Annotated in this window: 19 protein-coding genes; 3 read left to right on the plus strand and 16 right to left on the minus strand. The window is 29.9% G+C overall.

The genetic code is table 11. The features are described from left to right. Positions 1-239: 239 nt before the first annotated feature. The 13 genes from KGNDJEFE_RS08295 to KGNDJEFE_RS08355 form a co-directional block, all read right to left on the minus strand. Positions 240-1,676, minus strand: coding sequence for a sensor histidine kinase (locus KGNDJEFE_RS08295; RefSeq protein WP_006439169.1), 1,437 nt, complete (start codon positions 1,674-1,676; stop codon positions 240-242). Beyond that, complete coding sequence (locus KGNDJEFE_RS08300) at positions 1,676-2,392, minus strand: LytR/AlgR family response regulator transcription factor (protein ID WP_006439168.1); 717 nt, start codon at positions 2,390-2,392, stop codon at positions 1,676-1,678. Before KGNDJEFE_RS08300 ends, KGNDJEFE_RS08295 begins: the two co-directional genes overlap by 1 nt. 136 nt (positions 2,393-2,528) lie before the next feature. Further along, complete coding sequence (locus KGNDJEFE_RS08305) at positions 2,529-2,897, minus strand: C-GCAxxG-C-C family (seleno)protein (RefSeq protein ID WP_040410213.1); 369 nt, start codon at positions 2,895-2,897, stop codon at positions 2,529-2,531. A gap of 76 nt (positions 2,898-2,973) precedes the next feature. Beyond that, positions 2,974-7,230, minus strand: a complete 4,257-nt coding sequence (locus tag KGNDJEFE_RS08310; protein WP_040410212.1) for a 2-hydroxyacyl-CoA dehydratase — start codon at positions 7,228-7,230, stop codon at positions 2,974-2,976. Positions 7,231-7,516: 286 nt separating this feature from the next. Continuing rightward, a complete protein-coding gene (locus KGNDJEFE_RS08315; protein ID WP_006439165.1) occupies positions 7,517-8,698 on the minus strand; it encodes a CD0519/CD1768 family membrane protein in 1,182 nt (393 codons plus the stop codon). 717 nt (positions 8,699-9,415) lie between these two features. Next, on the minus strand, positions 9,416-10,429 hold the full coding sequence (gene gap, locus KGNDJEFE_RS08320; protein ID WP_006439164.1) for a type I glyceraldehyde-3-phosphate dehydrogenase: 1,014 nt from the start codon (positions 10,427-10,429) through the stop codon (positions 9,416-9,418). A gap of 381 nt (positions 10,430-10,810) precedes the next feature. Continuing rightward, positions 10,811-11,452 (minus strand): YitT family protein, encoded by a 642-nt coding sequence (locus tag KGNDJEFE_RS08325; RefSeq protein ID WP_040410210.1) that lies wholly within the window; start codon positions 11,450-11,452, stop codon positions 10,811-10,813. A 390-nt stretch (positions 11,453-11,842) separates the two neighbouring features. Continuing rightward, positions 11,843-12,682 carry a YihY/virulence factor BrkB family protein gene (locus KGNDJEFE_RS08330; protein WP_242649202.1) on the minus strand — a complete coding sequence of 280 codons (840 nt, stop codon included), beginning with the start codon at positions 12,680-12,682 and terminating at the stop codon, positions 11,843-11,845. Between the two features lie 21 nt (positions 12,683-12,703). Further along, the gene (locus KGNDJEFE_RS08335; protein ID WP_006439161.1) at positions 12,704-13,054 is read right to left on the minus strand and encodes a DUF6483 family protein; all 351 of its coding nucleotides are present in this window, start codon (positions 13,052-13,054) and stop codon (positions 12,704-12,706) included. Between the two features lie 149 nt (positions 13,055-13,203). After that, positions 13,204-16,458, minus strand: coding sequence for an FtsX-like permease family protein (locus KGNDJEFE_RS08340; RefSeq protein ID WP_006439160.1), 3,255 nt, complete (start codon positions 16,456-16,458; stop codon positions 13,204-13,206). Beyond that, positions 16,452-17,156, minus strand: a complete 705-nt coding sequence (locus tag KGNDJEFE_RS08345) for an ABC transporter ATP-binding protein (RefSeq protein ID WP_040410209.1) — start codon at positions 17,154-17,156, stop codon at positions 16,452-16,454. The genes KGNDJEFE_RS08340 and KGNDJEFE_RS08345 overlap by 7 nt, the downstream gene beginning before the upstream one ends. A gap of 173 nt (positions 17,157-17,329) precedes the next feature. Next, positions 17,330-17,872 (minus strand): NADH peroxidase, encoded by a 543-nt coding sequence (locus KGNDJEFE_RS08350; protein WP_006439158.1) that lies wholly within the window; start codon positions 17,870-17,872, stop codon positions 17,330-17,332. Positions 17,873-18,154: 282 nt separating this feature from the next. After that, on the minus strand, positions 18,155-18,967 hold the full coding sequence (locus KGNDJEFE_RS08355) for a purine-nucleoside phosphorylase (protein WP_006439157.1): 813 nt from the start codon (positions 18,965-18,967) through the stop codon (positions 18,155-18,157). 347 nt (positions 18,968-19,314) lie between these two features. Between KGNDJEFE_RS08355 and KGNDJEFE_RS08360 the strand changes: the two genes are divergently transcribed. From KGNDJEFE_RS08360 to KGNDJEFE_RS08370, 3 genes are all read left to right on the plus strand, one after another. Further along, on the plus strand, positions 19,315-20,100 hold the full coding sequence (locus tag KGNDJEFE_RS08360; protein WP_006439156.1) for a DUF3800 domain-containing protein: 786 nt from the start codon (positions 19,315-19,317) through the stop codon (positions 20,098-20,100). A gap of 470 nt (positions 20,101-20,570) precedes the next feature. Next, a complete protein-coding gene (locus KGNDJEFE_RS08365; RefSeq protein ID WP_006439155.1) occupies positions 20,571-20,960 on the plus strand; it encodes a GntR family transcriptional regulator in 390 nt (129 codons plus the stop codon). Then, positions 20,953-22,083, plus strand: a complete 1,131-nt coding sequence (locus tag KGNDJEFE_RS08370; protein ID WP_006439154.1) for a DUF5808 domain-containing protein — start codon at positions 20,953-20,955, stop codon at positions 22,081-22,083. The genes KGNDJEFE_RS08365 and KGNDJEFE_RS08370 overlap by 8 nt, the downstream gene beginning before the upstream one ends. Positions 22,084-22,464: 381 nt before the next feature. Here KGNDJEFE_RS08370 and KGNDJEFE_RS08375 read toward each other — a convergent pair whose 3' ends face one another. The 3 genes from KGNDJEFE_RS08375 to rpoD all read right to left on the minus strand — a co-directional run bounded on the left by KGNDJEFE_RS08375 (position 22,465) and on the right by rpoD (position 25,263). Continuing rightward, on the minus strand, positions 22,465-23,268 hold the full coding sequence (locus tag KGNDJEFE_RS08375; RefSeq protein WP_006439153.1) for a Nif3-like dinuclear metal center hexameric protein: 804 nt from the start codon (positions 23,266-23,268) through the stop codon (positions 22,465-22,467). 25 nt (positions 23,269-23,293) lie between these two features. Beyond that, positions 23,294-23,980: a tRNA (adenine(22)-N(1))-methyltransferase gene (locus KGNDJEFE_RS08380; RefSeq protein ID WP_006439152.1), complete on the minus strand. Its 687-nt coding sequence runs from the start codon at positions 23,978-23,980 to the stop codon at positions 23,294-23,296. Between the two features lie 116 nt (positions 23,981-24,096). Next, positions 24,097-25,263 (minus strand): RNA polymerase sigma factor RpoD, encoded by a 1,167-nt coding sequence (rpoD, locus tag KGNDJEFE_RS08385; protein WP_006439151.1) that lies wholly within the window; start codon positions 25,261-25,263, stop codon positions 24,097-24,099.

Raw genomic sequence — 25,263 nt, forward strand, 5'->3', positions numbered from 1 at the left:
CTGCTATTTTTAATCTTTTCAATTCAGTTAATATATCAAATTTAAGAATTTGTTATCTTTAATCTTCTTCCCTTTTCTTTAAAATAACATTTTTAATTATTAAAAACAATAGATTTGTCCCGAGTGGTAGGAAAAACGTCCTTAACGGTAAAAATTTATCTTTACAAACAAAAAATAAGAGCATATACATCATTTTCATAACATATACACTCTCAAATTTATAAACTCTATATTAAATTTTATCTCTTAGGAATCATTATTTTAACTTTAAACAAATTATCGTCGCAGAATATCATCATATTCCCATCATAATTTTTTACAGATTTTTCGACGCTTTTTATTCCTATTCCATGCTCAGATTTATTAAGCTTATCAGTTATAAATCTATCTCCAATCTTTTTAACCTCATTTTCTTTGCTATTTTCACAGATTATTACAAACATATCATCTGCCCACATAGAAGTTAGTTTTATATATTTTTTATTGCTTGTCATTTTATCACAGGCTTCTATAGCATTATCCAATATATTTGCTAATATACTAGACATATCCATATTTTTAATAAATCCTGTGTTTTTAGAGTCAACATCAATATCGAACTCTATCCCTTTATTTTTGCAAATATTCATTTTTTCGTCTACAATTATATCAAAAAGAGAGTTTCCGCTTACTCTAGTTTTACGAGCTTCTTTTAGCTCATTTTGTAAGCTTACTATATAATCTGACGTATCTTCTGAGCTTTTATTCATCATCTGTATATTGTATAGATGATTATTCATATCATGGTATAATCTTCTTATTTGATTTTGAGATTCTTCAACTTTTTCATAATAATCATTTTTAGTTTCTAGTCTATTGTATGCCTGTTTTTCTTTTATTCTTTCCTCGTTTTCTTTTTTCATCTCAATAACTATATAAATAGTTACTGTAATGGCTATTATTGCTAATTGTGGTACTACTTCCATAATAATTAAATATTGTTCAATTTGAAATGGACCGTGCATTTCTGCAAATCTTACTAATATTTTTAGCATTATAAATACACTATTTACAAGAATAATGTATGATGCGTATACATATATTTTATTTTTTAAAATTTTATTTATAATCTTAATAAAAATAATAATTAATATACATACTAAAAATAAGTTTGCTAATACCTCTATATTAAATATATTCCAATCGTGTATATTTAAATTATGAACTATATTATCTGATAAACTTTTACCAGTTTGAATTGCAAATAATATTCTTGGTATAATAATATCTGCAAATATACTTGTATATTGTCCAGATAGAATATATAAAAATATAAATTTATTCCATTCAACTTTATATATTTTATTGTATATCAAGGTCATACTAACTATTATAACTATGTTTACTGTAATCCAGATTAAGTTTATTATTGAAAAATCAAAATTTTTGATAATAGAAAATAGACTAAAGTAATTCTCTATATAATTTGTTTTTTCGTTATATATGATAGATAAATTCATTACATCAATGTATTTTGATATGATAAATATAATCACTACTATAACTGATTGAATAGCTATGTTCTTCCATTTATCTATATCACAGTTTTTCCTATATCCAACTACAAAATTAACTATACTGATAGATAAAACTATACTCACCAATCTTATAATTTCCGCTAATAATATATCACTCATTATACATCCTCACCTACTGACCAGAAGTATCTATTCATCACTTCTTTATACTTGCTTCTACTTATTGGAACAATAGATCCATCCTTCATAATAATATCCTTGTTTCCTATTTCTTTTATGTATATTATATTTACAACATAGCTTCTATGGCATTGTACAAATAGCTGCTTTTCAAGATTATCCATTATTTCTTTTAAAGTTCCTCTATATTCAAAATTGCCCTCTTTTGAGTATATTTTTACCATTCTATTGAGTACCTCTATATACACAATATCTCTACTATATATTTTTCTAAATCCTGTTTCTGTTTTTATCTTTAAGAAACACCCCCTCTTTCTCGCTATTTCTATTACACATTCTTTTAGATTCTTTTCTATAACCTCATGTTGTACAGGCTTTTTAATAAATCTAAACGCCCTCACTTCAAAAGCTTCACTTATCTTATTTTCGATAGACGTTACAAAAAGTATCTCTGTCGTTCTATCATACTCTCTAAGCTTACGAGCTGTTTCCATACCATCTAACCCATCCATCTGTATATCTAAAAACAGTATATCTATCTCATTATCAGATGATATATATTTTATAACATCCTCACCCTTACAAAACTCTCTTATCTCATACTCTGTACTATCTTCCTTCATACTTTCTATCACAGACTCTCTTATCGCATCTCTAATATCTAACTCATCATCACAAATTCCAATTGTTACCATTTCATTACCTCACACATAACCTTTAATACTTATTTAATTACATTACTATTGTAACATAAAACTATTTTTGTAAAAGATTATTTAAAAAGGGACTACCGCAAATCATTGCAATAGTCCCTCAATTCTTTATTCGATTTTATAAATCCTGTTTTAAAACTTCTTTAACAACTTCGTAGCTTACATCCATTATTTCAGCACAAGTAACTTTGTTTGCTTTTAATTCTTTACACATATGTGTTCCGTATCTACCATTTATTTCTTTCATAAATGCCTGAACGTATCTCTTTGCTATCATTTTATCCCCAGTAGAGTCATCTCTACCTTTTACTTCACCGATTATTATAGCGGCTGCATTTACAGCACCACATATACTTCCAACACCACATCCACCGCCAAGAGCAGTACATAATCTTACTGGTATAGATGCATTAAATTCTTCGTTATATGCTATTATAAGTGATTCAGCACAGTTGTATCCCTGTTTATATATTTCTGATGGTTTCATATTATCTTTCCTCTCCCCTAATTTAATTTTTCCAAAGTTTATTATATTATAAGGAAAGGCAAGTATCAAGTAGATTTTATTTACTCTGCTTGATTTCAGTAAATGCTTTTGAAAGCATAAGTTTTATTCTGTTTAGCTGATTTACAGCACTTGCAGATGGATCGTAGTCTATTGGAATTATATTTGCCTTAGGTAATTGTCTTTTCATTTCTTTTATAACTCCCTTTCCTATTATATGGTTAGGTAAGCATCCAAAAGGCTGCATACAGATTATATTGTCTACTCCATTTTCTATAAGCTCTAGCATTTCTGCAGGTAGTAACCAACCTTCACCAGTCTGATTTCCAGATGATACTACTCTTTCTACATCTTTAGCCATTTCACCAATCGGTTTTATTCCAGTAAATCTTTTACTACTTGTAAGTGCATCATTGTAAACTCTCTGATATCTTTCTACAATTTTTATGAATAATTTCCCAATAAATTCAGTAGATTTTTTACCTTCTAAGTTTTTATGTTTATATATAGTGTTCTGGGCACAAGCCATGAAGAAGTTCATAAGTTCTGGTACTACTGCCTCTGCTCCTTCTCTTTCAAGTATTCCTATTAAGTCGTTGTTAGCTATAGGGTGGAATTTAACCAGTATTTCACCAACTAATCCAACTCTAGGCTTTTTGACATCTACTGTTTCTAAGTTATCAAATTCATCTACTATATCGTATATATTCTGTTTAAATTCTTTAAACTTAGGTTTTTTAAGAGCTTCTATACATTTATTTTTCCATTTTTCATGAAGTGCATTTGTGCTTCCTTTTACCTTTTCATAAGGTCTAACTCTTGTCACAACTTTCATAAGTAAGTCACCATAGACAACCCCCATTAGAAGTCTTAGTCCCATAGCTATACTCATACTTTCTTTGATACCACTCCGTTCTATACCATTTACACTAAGTGCAATAACTGGTATATTTCCAAATCCTGCATCGTGAAGTCCTTTTCTTAAAAATCCTATGTAGTTTGTCGCTCTACATCCACCACCTGTCTGAGTAATTGCTACAGATGTGTTTTCTAAATCGTATTTTCCAGATTTTAATGCGTGTATAAGTTGACCTACAACTATTATCGCAGGGAAACAAGCATCGTTGTTTACATATTTAAGACCTTCTTCTATGATATCCTGACTGTAATCTTTTAGTATTTCTACTTTTATACCACTCTGATTCATAGCAGCTTCAATAAAATCAAACTGCATTGGAGCCATTTGAGGAGCTAGTATTGTTCTTTCTTTAGTTATTTTATTATTTTTAGCGTATTGTATTTTCTTTGGTTCTATTTCACTAGATTTTATTCCATTTGCTTCTCTTTCTTCCATCGCAGCTTTTAGAGATCTTATTCTTATTTTTGCTGCACCTAGGTTATTACCTTCGTCAATTTTTAGAAGTGTGTATATTTTATCTTTTTCATCTAGTATTTCTTTTACCTGGTCTGTTGTTACAGCGTCAAGTCCACATCCAAATGAGTTTAACTGCACAAGTTCAAGGTTATCATGCTCTCTTACAAATGTAGCTGCTTTGTAAAGTCTTGAATGGTAAACCCACTGGTCTACTACTCTCAAAGGTCTTTCAACTTTAGCTAGGTGAGATATTGAATCCTCTGTTAAAACAGCCATATTTAGAGAGTTTATAAGTTCTGGCATACCATGATTTATTTCAGGGTCTATGTGGTATGGTCTACCTGATAGTACTATTCCCTTTTTGCCAGTTCTATCAAGGTATTCTAACGCCTTTTCACCCTGTTCTCTCATTTCATCTTTGAATGATTTTTCTTCTGCTGTAGCTTTATCTACAGCTTCATTTATTTCTTTAGCTGTTATATCGCTGTAGTATTTAGATAATACTTCATACATTCTCTTTTTAAGTTTTTCTTTGTCGTTAATACTTATAAATGGTTTTATGTATGTTATGTTGTTTTCTCTTATACTATCGACGTTGTTTTTTATTACTTCTGAGTAAGATACTACAACTGGGCAGTTGTAGTAGTTATCTGCTGTGTTATCTTCTTTGTTTTCGTTTGTTACACATGGGTAGAATATTGTTTTTATCCCTTTGTCTATTAAAGACTCTATGTGTCCATGTACTAGTTTTGCCGGATAGCAAACTGTGTCAGATGCTATACTAGTTATCCCTCTTTCGTATAGCTTTTTAGATGATCTAGGTGATAGTACAACTCTAAATCCTAATTCATTAAAGAACGTAAACCAGAATGGGTAATCTTCGTACATATTAAGTACTCTAGGTATACCTATTTCTCCACGTTTTGCTTCATTTTCTGATAAAGGTTTGTAGTTGAATATTCTATCGTATTTATATTTATATAGGTTTATACTTTCTTTTTCTTCGTCATTTTGTACCCCACTGTAAAGAGCTTCTCCTCTTTCACATCTATTTCCTGATACAAATGCTTCATCTTCAGAGAATTTATTTATTGTAAGCAGACAGTGATTTGAGCATCCTTTACATCTAGTTACTTCAGCCTGAACGTGAAGTAAGTCTAATTCATCTGCTTTAAGCATTTTTGTAGGTTTTTCTGGGTTGTATTTTTCTTTTGCAACTAACGCTGCACCAAAAGCTCCCATTAGCCCTGCAATGTTTGGTCTTATTACTTCCTTGCCAATCATCTTTTCAAATGCTCTAAGCACTAAATCATTGTAGAATGTTCCTCCCTGTACTACTATGTGCTCTCCTATTTCATTTAGGTCTTTCATTTTTATAACTTTAAATAGCGCATTTTTTATTACTGAATAAGAAAGTCCTGCAGATATGTCAGCTACCTCAGCACCTTCTTTTTGAGCCTGTTTTACTCTAGAGTTCATAAATACTGTACATCTTGAACCTAAATCTACTGGATTTTTAGAATATATTCCCTCTTTCGCAAATTCTTTTATATCCATTGATAGTGATTTGGCGAATGTTTCTAGGAATGATCCGCATCCAGAAGAACAAGCTTCATTTAATATTATACTTTCTATTACTCCATTTTTTATTTTTAGACATTTCATATCCTGACCGCCGATATCAAGTATGAAGTCTACATCTTTTTTAAAGAATTTAGCTGCCTTGTAATGTGCTATAGTTTCTATTTCACCAAAATCTAGTTTTAATGCTCTTTTTATAAGCGCCTCTCCATATCCTGTTGAAGTAGATGCCACTATTTTGCAGTTCTCTGGTAATAAACTGTATATTTCTTTAACTATTTTTACAGTTGTTTTTAAAGGGTTTCCTTCATTACTAGAGTAGTATGAATATAATAATTCACCATTTTCTCCTATAAGGGTAGCCTTTGTAGTTGTAGAACCTGCATCTATCCCAAGGAAGCAGTTTCCACTGTATTTATTTATATCGTATTTTTCTACGTTGTTTACATTGTGTTTTTCTAAAAATTCCCTATAATCGTCCTCATCTTTAAATAAAGGCTCTAATAAATTTACATTCCCATCGTCTATTGTTTTTATTGAATTTAATTTGTCTAATATTGATTTTAAAGATACTTCTTTCTCTTCCTCTGCTAATAGTGCAGCTCCTATAGCTATATATAGCTGAGCATTTTCTGGGAATATTATATGCTCGTCATCTAAGTTTAATACATTTTTAAATGCCTGTCTTAGTTCTGATAGGAAATATAATGGTCCCCCTAAAAAAGCTACATTCCCTTCTATTTTTCTACCACATGATAGTACACTTACTGTCTGAACAACTACAGCATTAAATATACTCATCGCTATGTTTGTTTTTTTAGCACCATCATTTATAAGTGGCTGTATATCTGTCTTTGCAAATACACCACATCTCGATGCGATAGGATATATAGTATCGTAATCCTTAGCAAGCTCATTTAATCCTGCTGCATCTGTTTTTAAAAGAGTTGCCATCTGATCTATAAACGCTCCTGTACCTCCTGCACAGATACCATTCATCCTCTGATCTATTCCCCCTGTTATATAGGTAACTTTGGCATCTTCTCCACCAAGTTCCACTACAACATCTGTTTCTGGATGGTAGTACTCTATGGATTTTGTACTAGATATTACCTCCTGTACAAATTTTATCCCTAATTTTTTAGATACTCCGATTCCACCCGAACCAGTTATTATAATTTTTATGGCTGCATCTCCTATTATTTTATAAACGTCGTTTAAAACTTCTACTATGGATTTTTTGACATCGGAATAATGTCTCTGATATTTTTTGAATAGTATATTGTTTTCCCCGTCAAGGAGAACAATTTTAACTGTTGTCGAGCCGACATCAACACCAACCTTATATTCCTTATCCATTGCTCCTCCTCCTTGTTTAAAATTACTCATCAACATACTCTAAAATATTGAAAACTAAACTTTTACTATGCTTTACATTGTAACACATTAGCAAATTTTTATCACGTTAAATTAATTACAAATACCAACAATTTTTCTTGTTTTTTAATCTATCAATTTTATACTATTTTATAAAAATAGCCTCCGTAGATGGAGGCATTTTTGTTAAAAAAATAAGATAGAACCTTAGTAATCTAAGGCTCTATCTATTTAAAGTATAAACTTTTATTTACTTATTAATCTTGTACTATCCTACTAGCATGAAGATTAGATGTGCAGATATACCTGCGCAAAGACCACCGACTGTATGTGATAATATCGCTTTACTTGCTAATGGTCTAGCATCTAATGCATCCATCATACCTATATGAGTACTTAAGTATCCTGACCAGCACATACCCATTGCTGTGAATACTGCTATATCGTTAGGTGTTACAACACCAGTTTTTATAAATTCTGGAACTAGTGACATTGCTGCACCAACTGCTCCTAATGAAGTTATAGGGAATGCTATAGCTTCTGCTGATTTAAATCCAAATAGAGGTTCTATTATGAATTTAATTTTTTCACCTATTAATGGTAGTAACCGTATACCTTCGTATGCTGCACCTGTGTAAGTACCATCTGCTGATGGTCCGAATGTTAACATCATAACACCTGTACAAACTATTAAAACACCTGGTATTATTGCCATACCCATATCAACACCAAGTTTACCACCTTCAAGCATTGCGTCTAATACTCTCTGGAATAAGTTACCTTCTCTTATTTCTCTGAATTCACCTTCACCGTCAGATAAAACATCTCCTACCTGATCGTTAGCGTGTTCACCATAATATTTTTTAGTCTGTATTAACATAAGTCTAACAGATATTATAGAACCTATTATAGCACCTAAGTTACCTATTAATGCTGGTAACATGAATTCATCACCCTGTGCCATCATGAATGTAGTAACTATAAGACCCATACCAAATGCTGTACCTAAGTTACAAAGAGCTGGTGTCTGATATTTTTTGAAGTACTGAGTGAATGATTTATCTTTTGCGAAAGATATTATAGCTGGGTTATCTGATAGATAAGTAGCTACTGCTCCAGTTATACTTGCTCCAGGTAAACCATAAACTGGTTTCATTATTGGTGCGAATATCTTGTTTATTAATGATATAACACCGAATTCTGATAATAGTGCACTTAGAGCTCCTGCTAAAACTGCTAGTGCCATTATTAAGAATACTGTCTGTAGTAATAAGTCATGAGCTGTTGCCATCATTGTTTTGAACATTAGCCCAACTCCCATTACTCTACCTATTCCACCAAATACTATTAGTAGAACTGCTAAGAATACAAATGTTTCAGTGCTGACTGCTTTTACTCTTTTTTTGCCTTCTGCTGCTTCCATTTTGTCTCTTCCTTTCTGATAATCCATATAAATTTTTATTTATTTCTTAAATATATTATACTTTCATTTTTTATATTTTGCAACTTAATTTGTTTAACTTTTATCATTGTAAAATTCTGTCTTTTTTGATAAATGCAAGTTTTTATTCTACAACTTACAACTTTATGCAGTTTTCATATATGCATAAAAACCTTGAATTTCCTACAACAAGCGACTTGTATAGTTGTTTCAAGTTGTTTCTTTTTGCAACTTTTTTTAAGATTTTGATGTCTTCTCATTCATTTTTTGCGTTTAATCTATAATAAAATTGTATTAATCTTTTTAAATTTTTTTGTCTTTGAAAAGGCTTTTATAGTATATTTTTTTGTATTTAGCTTATTTTTTTATTTCTGAATAGTTATTTTATATTCTTTTAATATTTTAATTTTGTATATGCATCTATTTTTACAAGCAGTAAATTATATGTTTTTATTATAAGTTCTTTACCTTTAGTAACAACTTCAGTAACAACCTGCTACTAATTAAATGTTTTCTATAATTAAATAAGTTGTATATATTTTCAATCTAAAAAAATATTTTTAGCATAAAACTTTCATTTATTTTCAAAATAAAAAGAGATAACAGAATTTTTTACATTCCATTATCTCTTTTCAAACCCCTATTAAACACAATCTATAAATACTGTGATATTTTTTATACAATTATACTCTATATACACTTTATAATATAAAACTAGTTATTTTCTTATAATGATTTAGCTACATATTTTACTAAATCTACTGTTCTTGCTGAATATCCCCATTCATTATCATACCAAGAAAGTATTTTAAACATTTTATCTCCCATTGATAATGTAGATAATCCATCTACTATAGAAGATCTTTCATCACCTTTGTAGTCTACAGATACTAATGGTTCTTCACTGTATCCTAATATACCTTTCATAGAGCCTTCAGAAGCTTCTTTGAATGCTGCATTGATTTCTTCTACTGTTGCTGGTTTTTTAAGCTCACAAACTAAATCTACAAGTGATACTGTAGGAGTAGGTACTCTAAGCGCAAATCCATTTAATTTACCTTCTAACTGTGGTAAAACTTTAGATACAGCTTTAGCAGCTCCTGTTGTAGTAGGTATTATAGATTCTCCAGCTGCTCTTGCTCTTCTTAAATCTTTATGAGTTTTATCTAATATTCTCTGGTCATTTGTATAAGCATGTACAGTTGTCATTAATCCTTTTTCTATACCAAATTTGTCATCAAGAACTTTAGCAAATGGTGCTAAGCAGTTAGTAGTACATGATGCATTAGATATTATATGATGATTTGCTGGGTCGTAATCTTCTTCATTAACACCCATAACTATTGTAACATCTTCATTTTTACCTGGTGCAGTTATTATTACTTTTTTAGCTCCAGCTTTTATATGTTTAGATGCTTTTTCTCTATCTTTAAATATACCAGTTGATTCTACTACTATATCAACGCCTAATTCTCCCCAAGGTATATCTTCTGGATCATTGCATCTAAATATTTTAATTTCTTTACCATTTACTTGCATAACGTTTTCCCCAACTGCAGAAGCTTCCCCATTAAACTTACCATAGCATGAATCGTATTTAAATAAATGAACTAATGTTTCAGTGTTTGCTCTAGCATTTAATGCTACTATTTCTATATCGTCTCCAAATTCAGTCTGAGCTAATCTTAAAACTGCTCTCCCTATTCTTCCGAATCCATTTAAACCTACTTTAATTGACATTTATACGTCCTCCCTATATACAATAAAAGTTTTAAATTTAATATGTTGATTTATTATGTCTTATTACATTAATCAGTATACACTATTTATACTATTTATTCAATATTTTTTAATGTTAATTTATTATTTATGTCCTATCTTTTTAATTATTGTATATTAATACACATTTTTAATTTATAAAAGGTATTAATAAATACAATTTCCGACAAAAATACCACACTTTTTATAGAAATTCATCGTAAATTTTTAATATATTTAAATTTACAACAAAAAAAGAGGTTTTATTTTATAATAAAACCTCTTCAGTATTATAATTTATATATATTTAAGCTATTAAACTATATCTATTTAATTTATTTTAGCAACTTAATCATCTGTACTTTAAACAGCATGCACTCCCGCTGGTACGTTTGTTTTTTCAACTTCAACACTTCTATTTCTACCTAATCCGTATATAAAGTCGATAGTTTTACCACTTATTAAAACAGCTACTATAGAGTACACTAGCTGAACTGCTGGTATATAACTTACTGAAAGTAAAAGTACTATACCATCTGTTATTAAGTATACTGTACTTAATTTTAATGATGTTACTTTTGAAATTATCATTGCTAAGGCATCATCGCCTCCTGAAGCACAACCTACTCTCATCATAATTCCACAGCCTATACCAACTGATAAACCACCTAAAACCGCAGATGTAAACATTCCCATCTGAGGAACTAATGGTCCTACAGTTTCAAATATATCGTATAAAACTGAAAATCCCACTGATGCTCCTACTGAGTATATAAAGAATTTTTTACCAAACATTTTAAATCCCATTATTAGTAAAGCTATATCAAGTATTGCTCCTGCAACAGAAACATCAAAGCCAAATATGTTTTTTAATAGTAAAATTATTCCTAATACTCCTCCTTCTGTAATACTGTTTAAATAGTAGAAGTTGTAAACTCCAAATGCTAATATTGTCGATCCTATTAGTATTAAAGATATGTCCTTTAAAGATCGCCTGTCGTACATAATATCCCTTCCTTTTCTTTTTGTTACCACAATTATAAACAATAAAAAAAGTAAAGTAAAGCTTAATTTTTCGAATTAAATTTTAAGAGCTGCTTGTTAAATTTCAAGCAGCTCTTTTTCGAATTTTTTATTTATTTTTTTGATGTTGCATTCAAAATATAGTGATTTCAATATTTATAACGTTTTCATTTTTCTCTTTTGTTTTTATTAATTATGTATTTTCTTAGTATTAATAAACACTAAGTTTTTATTAATTTTTTTCTAGTTTAGAAATACTAATCATTCGCTATTTTTTAGCTTTTGTTTAGTTATACTGACTTTTATCTTTATATTAACTTAAGTCATTTTTATAAAATATATAGTTAAATCAGCTCAACATATTGAAATCACTTATTCAGACTGTATTTCTAATCTTCTTTTCCGTCTTCTGTACAGTCTTGCATTTATTTCGTATCCTATAACAATCACCCAACTACTGAAATAAAGCCATGTTAGCAGTACTATTATCTCCCGGAAGCTTCCATATATTGCACTATAGTTAGAAAAGTTATTAGTATAGTATGAATATAAATAAGACATTAAAAACCAACCAAATGTTGCAAATATAGCTCCTGGTGCTACTCTTTTAGCAGATAGATTTATATTAGGTGTGTATTTATATAATAAAGTAAACACAATTATAGTTGCAACGGTACCAACAGCATATCTGGTTATGTTCCAAAGATTGAAGAATACCTTGTCAAACCCCAAGTAACTAAATATAACAACACCTATTTTCTCACCATATACCAACAAAATCATAGATGTAAATATAAGTACTAAAAGCATTAGTGTAAATATCATTGATATCATCATTACTTTTAAAAATGATCTTGTTTCAGGCGAATAGAATGCTGCGTTCATTCCCTTTATAAGTGCTTTAACCGCTCTAGAAAAAGTCCACATAGTCAAACAAAAGCTGACTATCATATAATGTGTATTCCTTTTTTCTACAGCAGATTTTATAACCAAATCCACAAATCCTATTGCTTTTACAGGTACAACTTGCTCTATCATATCTACATACTTTGTAATTTGTAATACTGGTACATACGCAACAGTAGATACTGTAAACATTAAAAATGGAAATATTGACATTGTAAGGAAGAATGCTACCTCTGCTGCCTTAGAGCTAAGTCTGCTGTAATTCAACTTTGCAAATAGATGATTTATTTTTTTTCTATCTATCATAGATAACCTCTCCATTCAATTTTAGGCTAACCCCATAACTTCTCTGAAGTCCATTACACCTGTAGTTACCTCACTTCTATCAAAACCAGCCTCAGCTAGTTCTTCATCAGATTTTTCCATAACCATAGTGTAGAATTCAATAGCTATGTACTGTAAATTTTCTGTAGGGTTGTTTTCTGCCCTATCAAAAAGAAACTCCTCAGCTTCGTTTATTTTATTTTCAAACACCAGTCTTTTTAACGTTATAAGGAATATTTCTTCATCTGGATTATATACAACATCCATATCTACATAGTCGCTGTATTTTTTTCCAAGTAGCATCTTAGCTATCTGTTTTTTTATAGTATTTATAACCTCGTCTATTATCGGCATTTTTATCACCTCATTTTATATTATAATTTTAAAAAGATAAAGTTGATTGCATAACGCAATCAACTTTATTTATTCTTTTTATTATATTGTATCTTTTATCCGTTATATAGTCTATATCTTTTTTAAGAGTTATTCTATTACGGATATTATTAATCTACTGATTTTAGAGATTCAACCATTTCAACCTTCTTTAGTTTTTTATTCATTACAAGGTTTACTATTATTCCCATTACTATAGTAAGTACAAATGCCGCTACATAGCTCAATGGGTTTATAAGTCGTCCAAACATCATATTTTCAACTTCTACTGTTACCATTATAAACTGATGAAGGATTACCCCAAGTCCAAGTCCTAGAGTAGCACCTATAAATGTAAGAATTACATTTTCTCTATAGATGTATGCTGAAACCTCTTTATCATAGAATCCAAGTACTTTTATAGTGGCAATTTCTCTAATTCTTTCTGAAATATTTACATTACTTAAATTATAAAGAACTACAAATGCCAAAGCTCCTGCAGATACTATCATAAGTAGAACTACATAGTTTAAAGATTTTATAGTATCTGAGAACCCGTCTTTTATTCCAGTAGTAAACACTGTACCATTAGCACAAGTAGAGTCTATTATCTTACTTGCCATTTTATCCTCTTGATCTATTGTTATACTATCATCTAAAACTCCATAAATTCTATTACTATCTGCATTTCTATTAAACAATTCTTTATAGTAATCGTTAGTCATATATATGTAATGATTTACATAGTTTTCTGTAATTCCTGAGATTACAGCCTCTGCGCTGACATCATTTTCATTTAATATTTTAACCTTATCTCCTACTTTTGCATCTAGGTTTCTAGCCGCTTTTTCTGATATAACAATTCCTTTATCTAATTTTATAGGATTATGAGATTGTCTATCTCTTAAAACAATAAAATCATCAAATGTATTTTTATTTTCAGGTATTACAACAGTTACTTCTTTTTCTTTGTTGTTTATCATTACTTTTGCATTTTGATTGTGGAACATTCCTATTTCTTTTACACCTTTTTCATTTGAAATAAGTGATTTTAAATATTCAACGTTCTCTGTTTTTTCATCTGAGTCATAGCTAGCAGTCATACTGTACTTGTTTAATTCTCCAAACTGTACATCTACTATCATCTGTATAGAATCTCTTACACCAAATCCAGTAAGGATAAGCGCTGTACAACCAGATATACCTAGTACAGTCATAAGGAATCTTTTCTTATATCTAAATATATTTCTAAGAGTTACTTTCCAAATAAATCCTATCTTATTCCAGATAAATCCTACTCTTTCTAAAAGTATTCTCTTACCATTTTTTGGCGCCTTAGGTCTCATAAGTGTTGAAGGAGCTTCTATTAATTCTCTTCTACAAGCTGCAAATGCTGCAAATGAAGTTACAAATATTGATGTAGCTATTGATAATACTGTTATAAATAGATCTGTTCCAAGCTCAACTTTTGGAACTGTATACATAATTGCATATGCATTGTATATGATTGTAGGGAATACAGTATATCCAACTATCAGTCCAATTATAGAACCTATTGCACTAGCGGACATAGCATATACTATATATTTTTTAGCTATCATTCCTGGAGTATATCCAAGAGCTTTTAATGTACCTATGTTTATTCTCTGCTCATCTACCATTCTGGTCATTGTAGTAAGTGCAACAAGAGCCGCTACTAATACAAAGAATACAGGGAATATTCCAGCCAATGCATCAATACTATCTGCACATCCAGCATATTCAGCTGAAGAGTACTGTTTATCTCTATTTAATACATACCATTCTGGCTTTTCAATTTTCTTTATTTCGTCTTCTGCTTCTTTTAAATCATTTTCTGCCTTTTTAAACTCGTCTTTAGCTTCATTTTTTGCCTTTTCAAGTTCTTTTTCACTATCTACTAGTTTCTTTTCATTTTTAGCTATCTCTTCCTCTGCTTTTTTAAACTCTTTTTGAGCTTTTTCTTCCATAGTATAAAGCTTAGATCTTTCAGTTTTTATCTTTCTTTGATTTCTATCTAATTCAGATTTTGTCCGAGCTAATTTTCTTTCTCCCGATTTTATCTGATTTTTTATGCTTTGAATCTTAGCATATCCTACATTGTACTGCCCTTCAAGAGCCGAAAGATTTTCTTTATATTTTGATATTGTCCGAGTAAGTGTTGCCTTTTCTTCCTCTGATATATCAGGCTTTCCAAGCTGTGACTCTAATCCAGAAATATTAGATTTTAAAGAATCTATATTGCTTTTTAGAGGAGCAAGCTGGCTCTCAGCGCTACTTATTTGAGAATTAGCCCGTTGTTTTTTAGACTCAAAATCCTTTTTTGCAGCTTCATACTGTTTTCTACCATTTTTAAGCTGTGCTTCTGCAGAGTCCAACTGTTTAAATCCATTTTTAATTTGTTGTTTTGTTTCTGCTTTTTTAGTTTTTAATTCTTGTTTACCGTCTTTTATCTTCTGTTTACCGTCTTTTAATTCTTTTTCTGCCTTATTTATTTTATCTTCTGTTTCTTTTTTCTTGTCGTTATATTCTTTTTTTGCTTTATTTAGCTCATCTGTAGCCTCTCCAACAACTTCATTGTATCTATGCTCAATTCTTTCATCTGTTATTTTCTCTATCTGGTCTTCTGTCTTTTTAACAGTATCTTTATATTCCTGATAGAATGATGTCTGCTCTTTAGCTCCTTTTGCTGTTATGAACATCTCTGTATAAGCTTCTGTTTTAAAATCATCCTGAGGAATAAGCATTATACCATCTACACTTCCAGATCCTATTGATGAATTTCCAAATTCATAAGATAAATAATATGGTGTTTCTACTAGACCAACTATTTTATAACTATCTTTTTTTAAATCGTCGCTTAATTTATCCTCTGTACCAGATTTTATCTTTAGAGTTTTTCCTATTTTCAAATTAAGATGGTCGTATTTTGGCTTTAATACAACACATTCACCCGAGTTTTTAGGAAGTCGCCCCTTTATCAGTTTGACTCTATTTATATAACCTTTATTGGAATCTGATAAATTATCTGTTGGAAGGCCATGTACCTTTAATACTCTATCTTGATCCTTTACATTTGTAATTACATCCATAGAATATGTCGGGAATACACCTTCTACTGTATCCAATTTTTTAATCGCATCGACATCGTCATCTGTTAGCCCTAATGTAGATATAACTTCTACATCCATAAAATTGTAATCATCGTAATAATTATCAACTGTATTTCTCATTACTTTAGGAGATACTTTTATTCCAGAAAAAAACGCAACCCCTAAAGCAACTATTAGCATTATGGAGAAATATCTTCCCTTGGATTTTAAAATATCCCTTAATATGTCTTTATTAAGTGCCTTTTTCATTACCATTCAATCCTTTCTATTGGAACAGGATTTTCATTTTCAGTAATACTTTCAATCATTCCATTTTTTACTTTTATTACTTTATCGCCCATAGGAGTTATTGCCGAGTTGTGGGTAATAATTATAACTGTCATACCCATTTCCCTACAAGTTCTTTGTAATAACTTTAATATTGCCTTACCAGTGTTATAGTCTAGCGCTCCGGTTGGCTCGTCGCAAAGAAGTAGCTTTGGATTTTTTGCAAGTGCTCTAGCTATTGCAACCCTCTGTTGTTCTCCTCCAGATAACTGTGCTGGGAAATTATCTTTTCTATTTTCAAGACCAACTTCCTTCATTATATCGTCTATATCTAGTGGATTTTCACATATCTGAGTTGCAAGTTCTACATTTTCTTTTGCAGTAAGATTTTGAACTAGGTTATAGAACTGGAAAACAAATCCAATATCGTATCTTCTATAAGTTATAAGATCTCTATCATTGTAATTATCTATTCTTTTCCCATCTACTATAATTTGACCTGATGTTGCAGTATCCATTCCACCCAAAATATTTAAAATTGTACTCTTTCCAGCACCACTGGCTCCGACGATTACAACACACTCTCCTTTATCAACGGAGAAATTTACGCCATTAAGTGCAGCAATCTCTACTTCACCCATTTTGTATATCTTTTTTACATCTTTAAATTCTATATATTTGCTCATTTTTCTTACCCCTGTTACAAAATTTATCTTTAAAATAATTATAGCATAAAGCAAATATAAATTATATAACGTGGATTTTCAAAAATTATATAATATTTTTTAATTTTTTCAAAAAAAATAAGAGCATACCTCTTAATCGAGATATGCTCTTGATATATTATTTTTATTGGTTCTTATTTGAAGTATCTGTTTAATAATCCTAAGAATGCTTTACCATGTCTAGCTTCATCTTTACACATTTCGTGAACTGTATCATGTATAGCATCTAATCCTAGTTCTTTAGCTCTTTTAGCTATTTTTAATTTTCCTTCAGTTGCTCCGTATTCAGCGTCAACTCTTAATTCAAGGTTTTTCTTAGTTGATGGTTCAACAACTTCTCCTAATAATTCAGCAAATTTAGCAGCGTGTTCTGCTTCTTCGAAAGCTATTCTTTTGTAAGCTTCTGCTACTTCTGGATATCCTTCTCTATCTGCTTGTCTTGACATTGCTAAGTACATACCAACTTCTGTACATTCACCAGTGAAGTTAGCTCTTAATCCTTCAACTATTTCTTCGTCAACACCTTTAGCAACACCTATTCTATGTTCGTCAGCCCATACTCTTTCTCCGCCCATTTCTTCGAATTTTTCTGGACCTACTTTACATACTGGACATTCTGCTGGTGCAGTTTCTCCTTCATGTATATATCCGCATACTGTACAAACCCATTTTTTCATAATTTTAATCCTCCATAATCTTTAATTTCTAATTTTTATATTTAAATTCTTTTTAAAGAGTTTTGTCTTATCTCTTATGATATTTATATACCCGGTGATAAATAGCTTAAACATATTTTTTTAAAATTTTTTCATTTTTTTTAAATATTTTTTTATTGAGCATTTTCTCTATTAATCGTATTTTAAAATTAGTCTTTATATTGGATTAGATTACTTACTTATCTTTCGTTTTTATGAATTTATATCTATTGTTGAAAATTTACTATCATTATTTATATTTATTTACAAATTTTTTATAACTCTAGTTATAAGCTTAGCAAAGTTAACTTTTACTTTTTCAGTTGTTTCTATTACTTCTTTGTGGTTTAGTTTTGTTTCTGATATTCCAGCAGCCATATTTGTTATACAAGACACTCCTATTACCTTCATTCCACAATGCGCTGCAGCTATAACTTCTGGTACTGTAGACATTCCTACAGCATCACCACCTAAAACCTGAACCATTCTTATTTCAGCAGGTGTTTCATAGTTTGGACCTGAGAAGAATGTATAAACGCCTTCTCTTACATCAATTCCTTCCTCAGCCGCAGATTTTTTTACTAAATCTCTATATTCCTTATTATATGCATCTGACATATCAGGGAATCTAGGCCCTATTCTATCGTCATTTTTTCCTATAAGAGGGTTTGAACCACTTAGATTTATATGATCTTTTATAATCATTAAATCCCCAGCGTTAAAGTCTTTATTTGCACCACCAGCTGCATTTGTTACAATAAGTGTTTCTGCTCCAAGCATTTTCATAACTCTAACTGGCATAGTTGTAAGCGACTGAGAATATCCTTCATAATAATGGAATCTTCCCTGCATAGCAACAACATTTTTCCCTTCTAACTCACCTATAATCAATTCCCCCGCATGACCTACTACAGTAGATACTGGGAAATTAGGTATGTCGCTGTATTTTATTTTTACTGGATTTTTTATATTTTCAGCCATAGCACCAAGACCTGATCCAAGTATAAGAGCTATTTCTGGTTTTATATCAGTTATCCCCTTTATATATTCAGTAGCTTCTACTATTTTATCGTACATAAATTTTCACACCTTCCTAAATTCAGTATTATTCTGTTTAACATATCATATCATTACAATAATATATTTTCAACACAAGTAAAGTTAACTTTTTAAACTAAAAGAGCAGCCTCATAAAAAAATACTCGGCTGCCTTTAGGGATTATGTAACTTTGACTTTATGTTACCAGTTACCAATTTAAAATTGTTCCGCTATTCTATTTTAAACTTTTTTGTGTTTTAAGTCAACTATTTATACTTTTTTATTTAATTTTTTACAATTGACGAAATTCTTGCATCTATTTGAATAATATTATTATAAAAAGTATGCTATTATATAATTAGTAATAGGAAATGGAGGAGTAATTTTGATAAATATTTATATTGACGACTCAGGAAGCCGCAGCCTTAAAGATTTAGATCAGCCTGTATATCTTTTAACCGCTGTTTGTATAGATAATAGATATTTTGGAGATATTAGCGAAAAATTAAAGGTAATAACAGATAGGTTCAAGTTTAAAATCGAAAATACACTGCAGTCATCTTTTGACAATAATACATATACATCTAATAGAGCCAATAAGATGTCAAAACTTTTAACCGATTTAGTTATCAGTGAAAACTTTGAGCTACATTGCTCAGAAATTATAAGAGGAGATATTCCATATATAATTTTGGATAAAGATGATAGGATAAATACCATTAAAAGAACTCTTAGAGTTGTAGAAAGCTATGATATACCTATATTTACTGTTTATTGTGATAAAAATGAGTTTTTAAATCGTCATGGTAAAGGAAATGAGTCTGAATGTTTATTAAACAGAAAAATGACAGAGGCGCTTGTTGAAATGATTTCTATTTATTTAGAAAAAAACAATGAACAAGCTTGTATAATAGCTGACGAAGGTAATTATACTGTTTCTAACTATATGATTCCTTATCTTAGAGAAAATCCAAGCGAAAGAATAAGTTCTGAAATTATGCAGAAAAAAAGCTACGATAGTGTAAATATCCAGCTTGCAGATGTATGCGCTTATACAACTAATATGAAACTGATGCATAATATTAAGAAAGATAATTATAAGCACAAGAAGATTGCCGAGGAATTATTTACTGTTATAGAGAATTATAATACCTTAAATAGACTATTCTAAAAATAAAAAACGGGGTTGATGTTGCTATATTTTACATCAGCCCCATTTTTATATACTTTTTTGCAGAAAAAAAGTGAAACCCGTCACCTCGTGTTTCACTTCTTTAATAATCTCATAAAATAATGTCTTAGAATATCCCCGTCATCTCGTGTCATATTCCAATCTATCTTCACCTATATATTAACATATCCATTACATTTTTTCAAATTTTTAGCAAAATTTTTCGAAACATTTAACCTATTTTTTATTTAATTTTTACATCTATATGTTATATGTTTTTATTTATTATATAGTATATATCCAATCACTTATTTTTAATAACATTTTAACTATTTTAATTATTTAAAAATAAATTTTTCTCCTTCCAACCATCAAATTTTTCAAAAAGTATATTGCTTTTTTGTTATGTTTGTTATATATTATATATAACATATAGAATTGATATAACATTTGAAAAGGAGGTTATAAATATGAAATTAGAACTAGACTTTAGTAGCAGCAAATCCATATATCTGCAAATAGAAGATAATCTTATAAAAGCAATAGCAAAAGGAGATTTAAAAATAGGAGAATCTCTACCTTCTGTTAGAAGTATGGCTGAGGATATTGGTGTAAATCTTCATACTGTCAACAAAGCATATAATGAGCTCAAAGACAGAGGTTATCTAAATATAGACAGAAGAAAAGGCGCTGTTGTAGCAGATCTTCCAATGGAAAAGAACGAAATTAAAGAAAAAGAATTATTTGATGAATTAGAAATATTAATATCTAATTCATTCCTATCAGGTATTCAAAAGGACGAATTCCTAAAATTAGCAGAAAAAATTTACAATGAATGTGAGGTTGTTAAAAATGACTAACTATAATATAGAATTAATGGTTATGGTTCCTATAATTATTTTACTTGCAATTGTAGACTACAATATGCAAAAATTTACAAGTAAGAAAGTATTCTATGGGGTTAATATTCCGGAGAAATATAGAAATTTTGAAGAATTAAAACATATAGATAAAAGCTACAAAAGAGGTATAATAATCTCTACTACTGCTGTACTTATAATCCAAATTGGATTATCTTTATATGCTAATTTCACACTAAACGAAAATCTTTACCTTACAGCTGTTACAGTACCTATAATACTTACAGTTATTTTATACTACTTTATATACTATAGTAGTTATAAAAAAGTACTAATATTTAAAGAAGAGCATCTTTCTACAATAAATCCTGAGCTTAAATCAGAAAGAACTCAGATACTTGATGTAGATTTTATTCATGAAAGAGATAAATTAGTAAAAAAATACAGCTTAATATATATTATTCCTATACTTTTAGTTGTAGCATCTTCAGCTTATGCTTTTATTAACTACGATAAAATACCTGAAATGATGCCTACACACTTCAATTTCCAAGGAATTGCAGATGGATTTACTGTAAAAACTAAAGCTTCTTTCTTTGCTCAAATAGGTATGCAAGTTGTTGTAATGGTTTTAGTTTATTTCGGCTCTGTTTATTCTTTAAAAGCTAGAATAAAAATAGATAAAAATGATTCTAAATCCGATATAGCAAATACTATTAAGTATTTAAACCATTTAGCTAGCGAATCATTCTTTATGTTATTTGCAATGGCCTTACTTTTCAGTTCAATTTCATTTGGACTTGTTAATCAGAAAGTAAATCAAATACTTGTAATTTTATCAACTGTACTACTTTTAGCATCAATAGTTCCTTTAATCTATACATCTTCTAAATTAAAGAAAGGTAACTATTCTGATGTTTCATATACTGTTGATGATGATGACAAATACTGGGTTTTAGGTTGTTTCTACTACAATCCCAATGATCCTTCAGCATTTGTTCAGAAAAGATTTGGAATTGGTTGGACTGTCAATCTAGGAAGCACTAAAGGAAAAGTTCTAATTGCATGTATTGTACTTATGCTAGTTGCAACAATTTTCATAAGCTTTAAATTTGCAGCATAGATAAGTGTATCAAAGCAAAATTACAAATCTATTTGAAAATAAACTTTAATTTCTTTATTCTAATATTTCAATAATTTTACAAACTGTAATATTCCGAAAAAATTTTGGAGCTATTAGTATAATATTGCAATAAGTTTCTTTTGTTAGTAATAATATTTTATAAATTTACTAACTAAAAAAATGGATAAAATCAAAATTTGCTAAAATTATTGATAGTATGTAGCATATGAGTTATATAGACAAAACTCTCTAGACAATCTGCAGACGTGGGTTTTAATTACAACAAAGTGTTTTACCTACACGCACGTCGAAGCCTGGAGAGGAGTTTGTCTATATCTCATATGCTTTCATAATAACAAAAGATTAGCAATTTTTGATTTATTATACTATTTTAAATGGATTTAGATTAGTTTCACTCTTGATTACTTCTACTCCACCTAATTCATTTGATAAAAAGTTGTACATAACGTCTTTAAATATATTTTCACTGTCAAAATGTCCACAATCCACCAAATTCATTCCCATATCAAATACATCCTGAGCTTCATGGTATTTAACATCTCCAGTTAAAATAACATCTGCGCCTTCTTTGGCAGCTAGTTTTGCAAATTCAGATCCAGAACCAGTAACAACTGCTACCTTAGATATTTCTTTATCTAAATCTCCAACAACCTTTAAACATTCTATATTTAATACACTTTTTAACTTGTTACAAAGTTCTTTTAAGCTAACAGACTCTTCTAATTCACCAATTCTACCAAGTCCATATACCCTGCCATCACAATAATTTTCATTTGAATCTATTTTATCTAATACTTTTGTGTTTTTAAAGTCCATAACTTCCATAAAATAGTCGTTTAAACCGTCAAATGCTATATCAAAGTTTGTATGCATTGAATAAACCGCAATATCATTTTTTATAAGTTTATGTATTAAATTTCCTTTAAAATCTCCAGTATTCACTCTATTTATTTTACCAAATATAAACGGATGGTGAGTAACTATAAGGTCTACCCCTTTTTCTATAGCCTCTTCTACAACAGCTTCATTTGCTTCTATTACTGTCATTACTTTTTTAACATCTGAGTCAAAATCTCCAACTAAAAGACCTACATTATCCCAGTCATAAGCTAAGCAAGTCGGATATTTATTTTCTATTTTTTTAGTTATATCTTTTAATTTCATTATTATCACCTTTTCGATAAAATTTTTATAACATCTTTTCTAATTTTTCTATTTTAGATTCTACTTCTTCTCTTCTTTTTCTTATATTTTCGTTGTCTATGCTTTCAAATTTTTCTAAAATAGCTTTATTGGTTCTTATTTTCTTTTCAACAAACTCTTTAAATAAATCATTCTTATTATTTAATAGCTTTTCTCCAACTTCGTAGTATATTTCATCAGAAGGAGTATTATTTTTTCCTGTATATCTAGCAGTCATTATTTCATATATTCTAAAGTCCTCGTTCTCTAAAACTTCTTCCATTATTTCATATCCATTGTTTAGTAGATATTTTCTAAGTTCTTCCTGTGCCTGCATTGGCTGAAGTATTAATTTTTCAGCGCTCTGGGCAACTTCTTTTTTAGCTTCTAGTATATCTGCTATTAAAGCTCCTCCCATTCCTGCTATTATGATTTCATCTACTTCGCCTTTTTCAAGAACTTCTATACCAGAACCAAGTCTTAATTCCGTTTTAGCTTCTAGTCCGTTATGTCTAACTTCTTTTCTAGCATTTTCTAAAGGCCCTTTATTTATATCTGCTAAAATAGCAAATGGTATAGTACCTTTATTTAATAGATAAACTGGTATATATCCATGGTCTGTACCTATATCTGCTACTCTTTTTCCTTCAGATACAAAAGATGCTATTTTGTATAATCTATCCGTTAATTTCATAAATTTATTCCTTTCAACACATTTGTTATTATTTCTTAGTTTAGTTTATTTTAGATAGAAAAAATACGTCTTTTATCAAGACGTATTCTTTCTGTATTTTATTAATCAAGAAGTTATTAATCAAGATAATCTCTAAGTTTTTTAGATCTACTTGGATGTCTTAATTTTCTAAGTGCTTTAGCTTCTATCTGTCTTATTCTTTCTCTTGTTACATCAAACTCTTTACCAACTTCTTCAAGAGTTCTAGCTCTACCGTCTTCAAGACCAAATCTTAGTTTAAGAACTTTCTGTTCTCTTTCATTTAATGATCCTAATACTTCATCTATCTGTTCTTTTAATAGTGAGTATGCAGCTGATATATCTGGAGCTGGAGCATCATCATCTGGTATGAAATCTCCTAAATGAGAATCTTCTTCCTCACCTATTGGAGTTTCTAATGATACTGGATCCTGAGCTATCTTCATTATTTCTCTTACTTTTTCTACTGAAAGATCCATTTCTTTAGCTATTTCTTCTGGTTTAGCATCTCTACCTAATTCCTGAAGTAACTGTCTTGAAACTCTCATAAGTTTGTTTATTGTTTCAACCATATGTACAGGTATTCTTATTGTTCTCGCCTGGTCAGCTATAGCACGAGTTATAGCCTGTCTTATCCACCAAGTTGCATATGTACTGAATTTGAATCCTTTTTCGTAGTCGAATTTTTCAACCGCTTTTATAAGACCTAGGTTCCCTTCCTGTATTAAGTCTAGGAATAACATTCCTCTACCTACATATCTTTTAGCTATACTTACAACTAGCCTTAAGTTCGCTTCTACTAGTCTCTGTTTTGCTAATTCGTCACCTTCATGCATTCTTTTTGCATATTCAACTTCTTCATGTGGTTTAAGTAGTGGGATTTTACCTATTTCTTTAAGGTACATTCTAACTGGGTCGTCAATACTTATTCCTTTTGGAAGCGATAAATCTAATGCTTCTGAATCACCATCTTTATCGTCATCATCAGAATCAGGATCGTCTATATGATCAAATCCCATATCGTCATTATTTCCAACTGCAAATGTTGCATTGTTTTTCTTAGATTTTTCATCTACTAGTTCTATTCCTACACTCTGAAGTGTATCGTAAAGGTTATCCATCTGCTCTTTATTCATTTCAACTGTTTCAAAAGCATCACCTATTTCTTCAAATGTAAGAGACCCATTCTTCTTCCCTTTTAATATCAGTGCGTTTGCCTTTTCTTTTAGCTCTTTGTTTTTGTTTTCTGCTTTAACTTTATCCAC

The organism is Peptacetobacter hiranonis, from assembly GCF_008151785.1.
In the GTDB taxonomy this organism is placed as follows: Bacteria; Bacillota; Clostridia; order Peptostreptococcales; family Peptostreptococcaceae; genus Peptacetobacter; species Peptacetobacter hiranonis.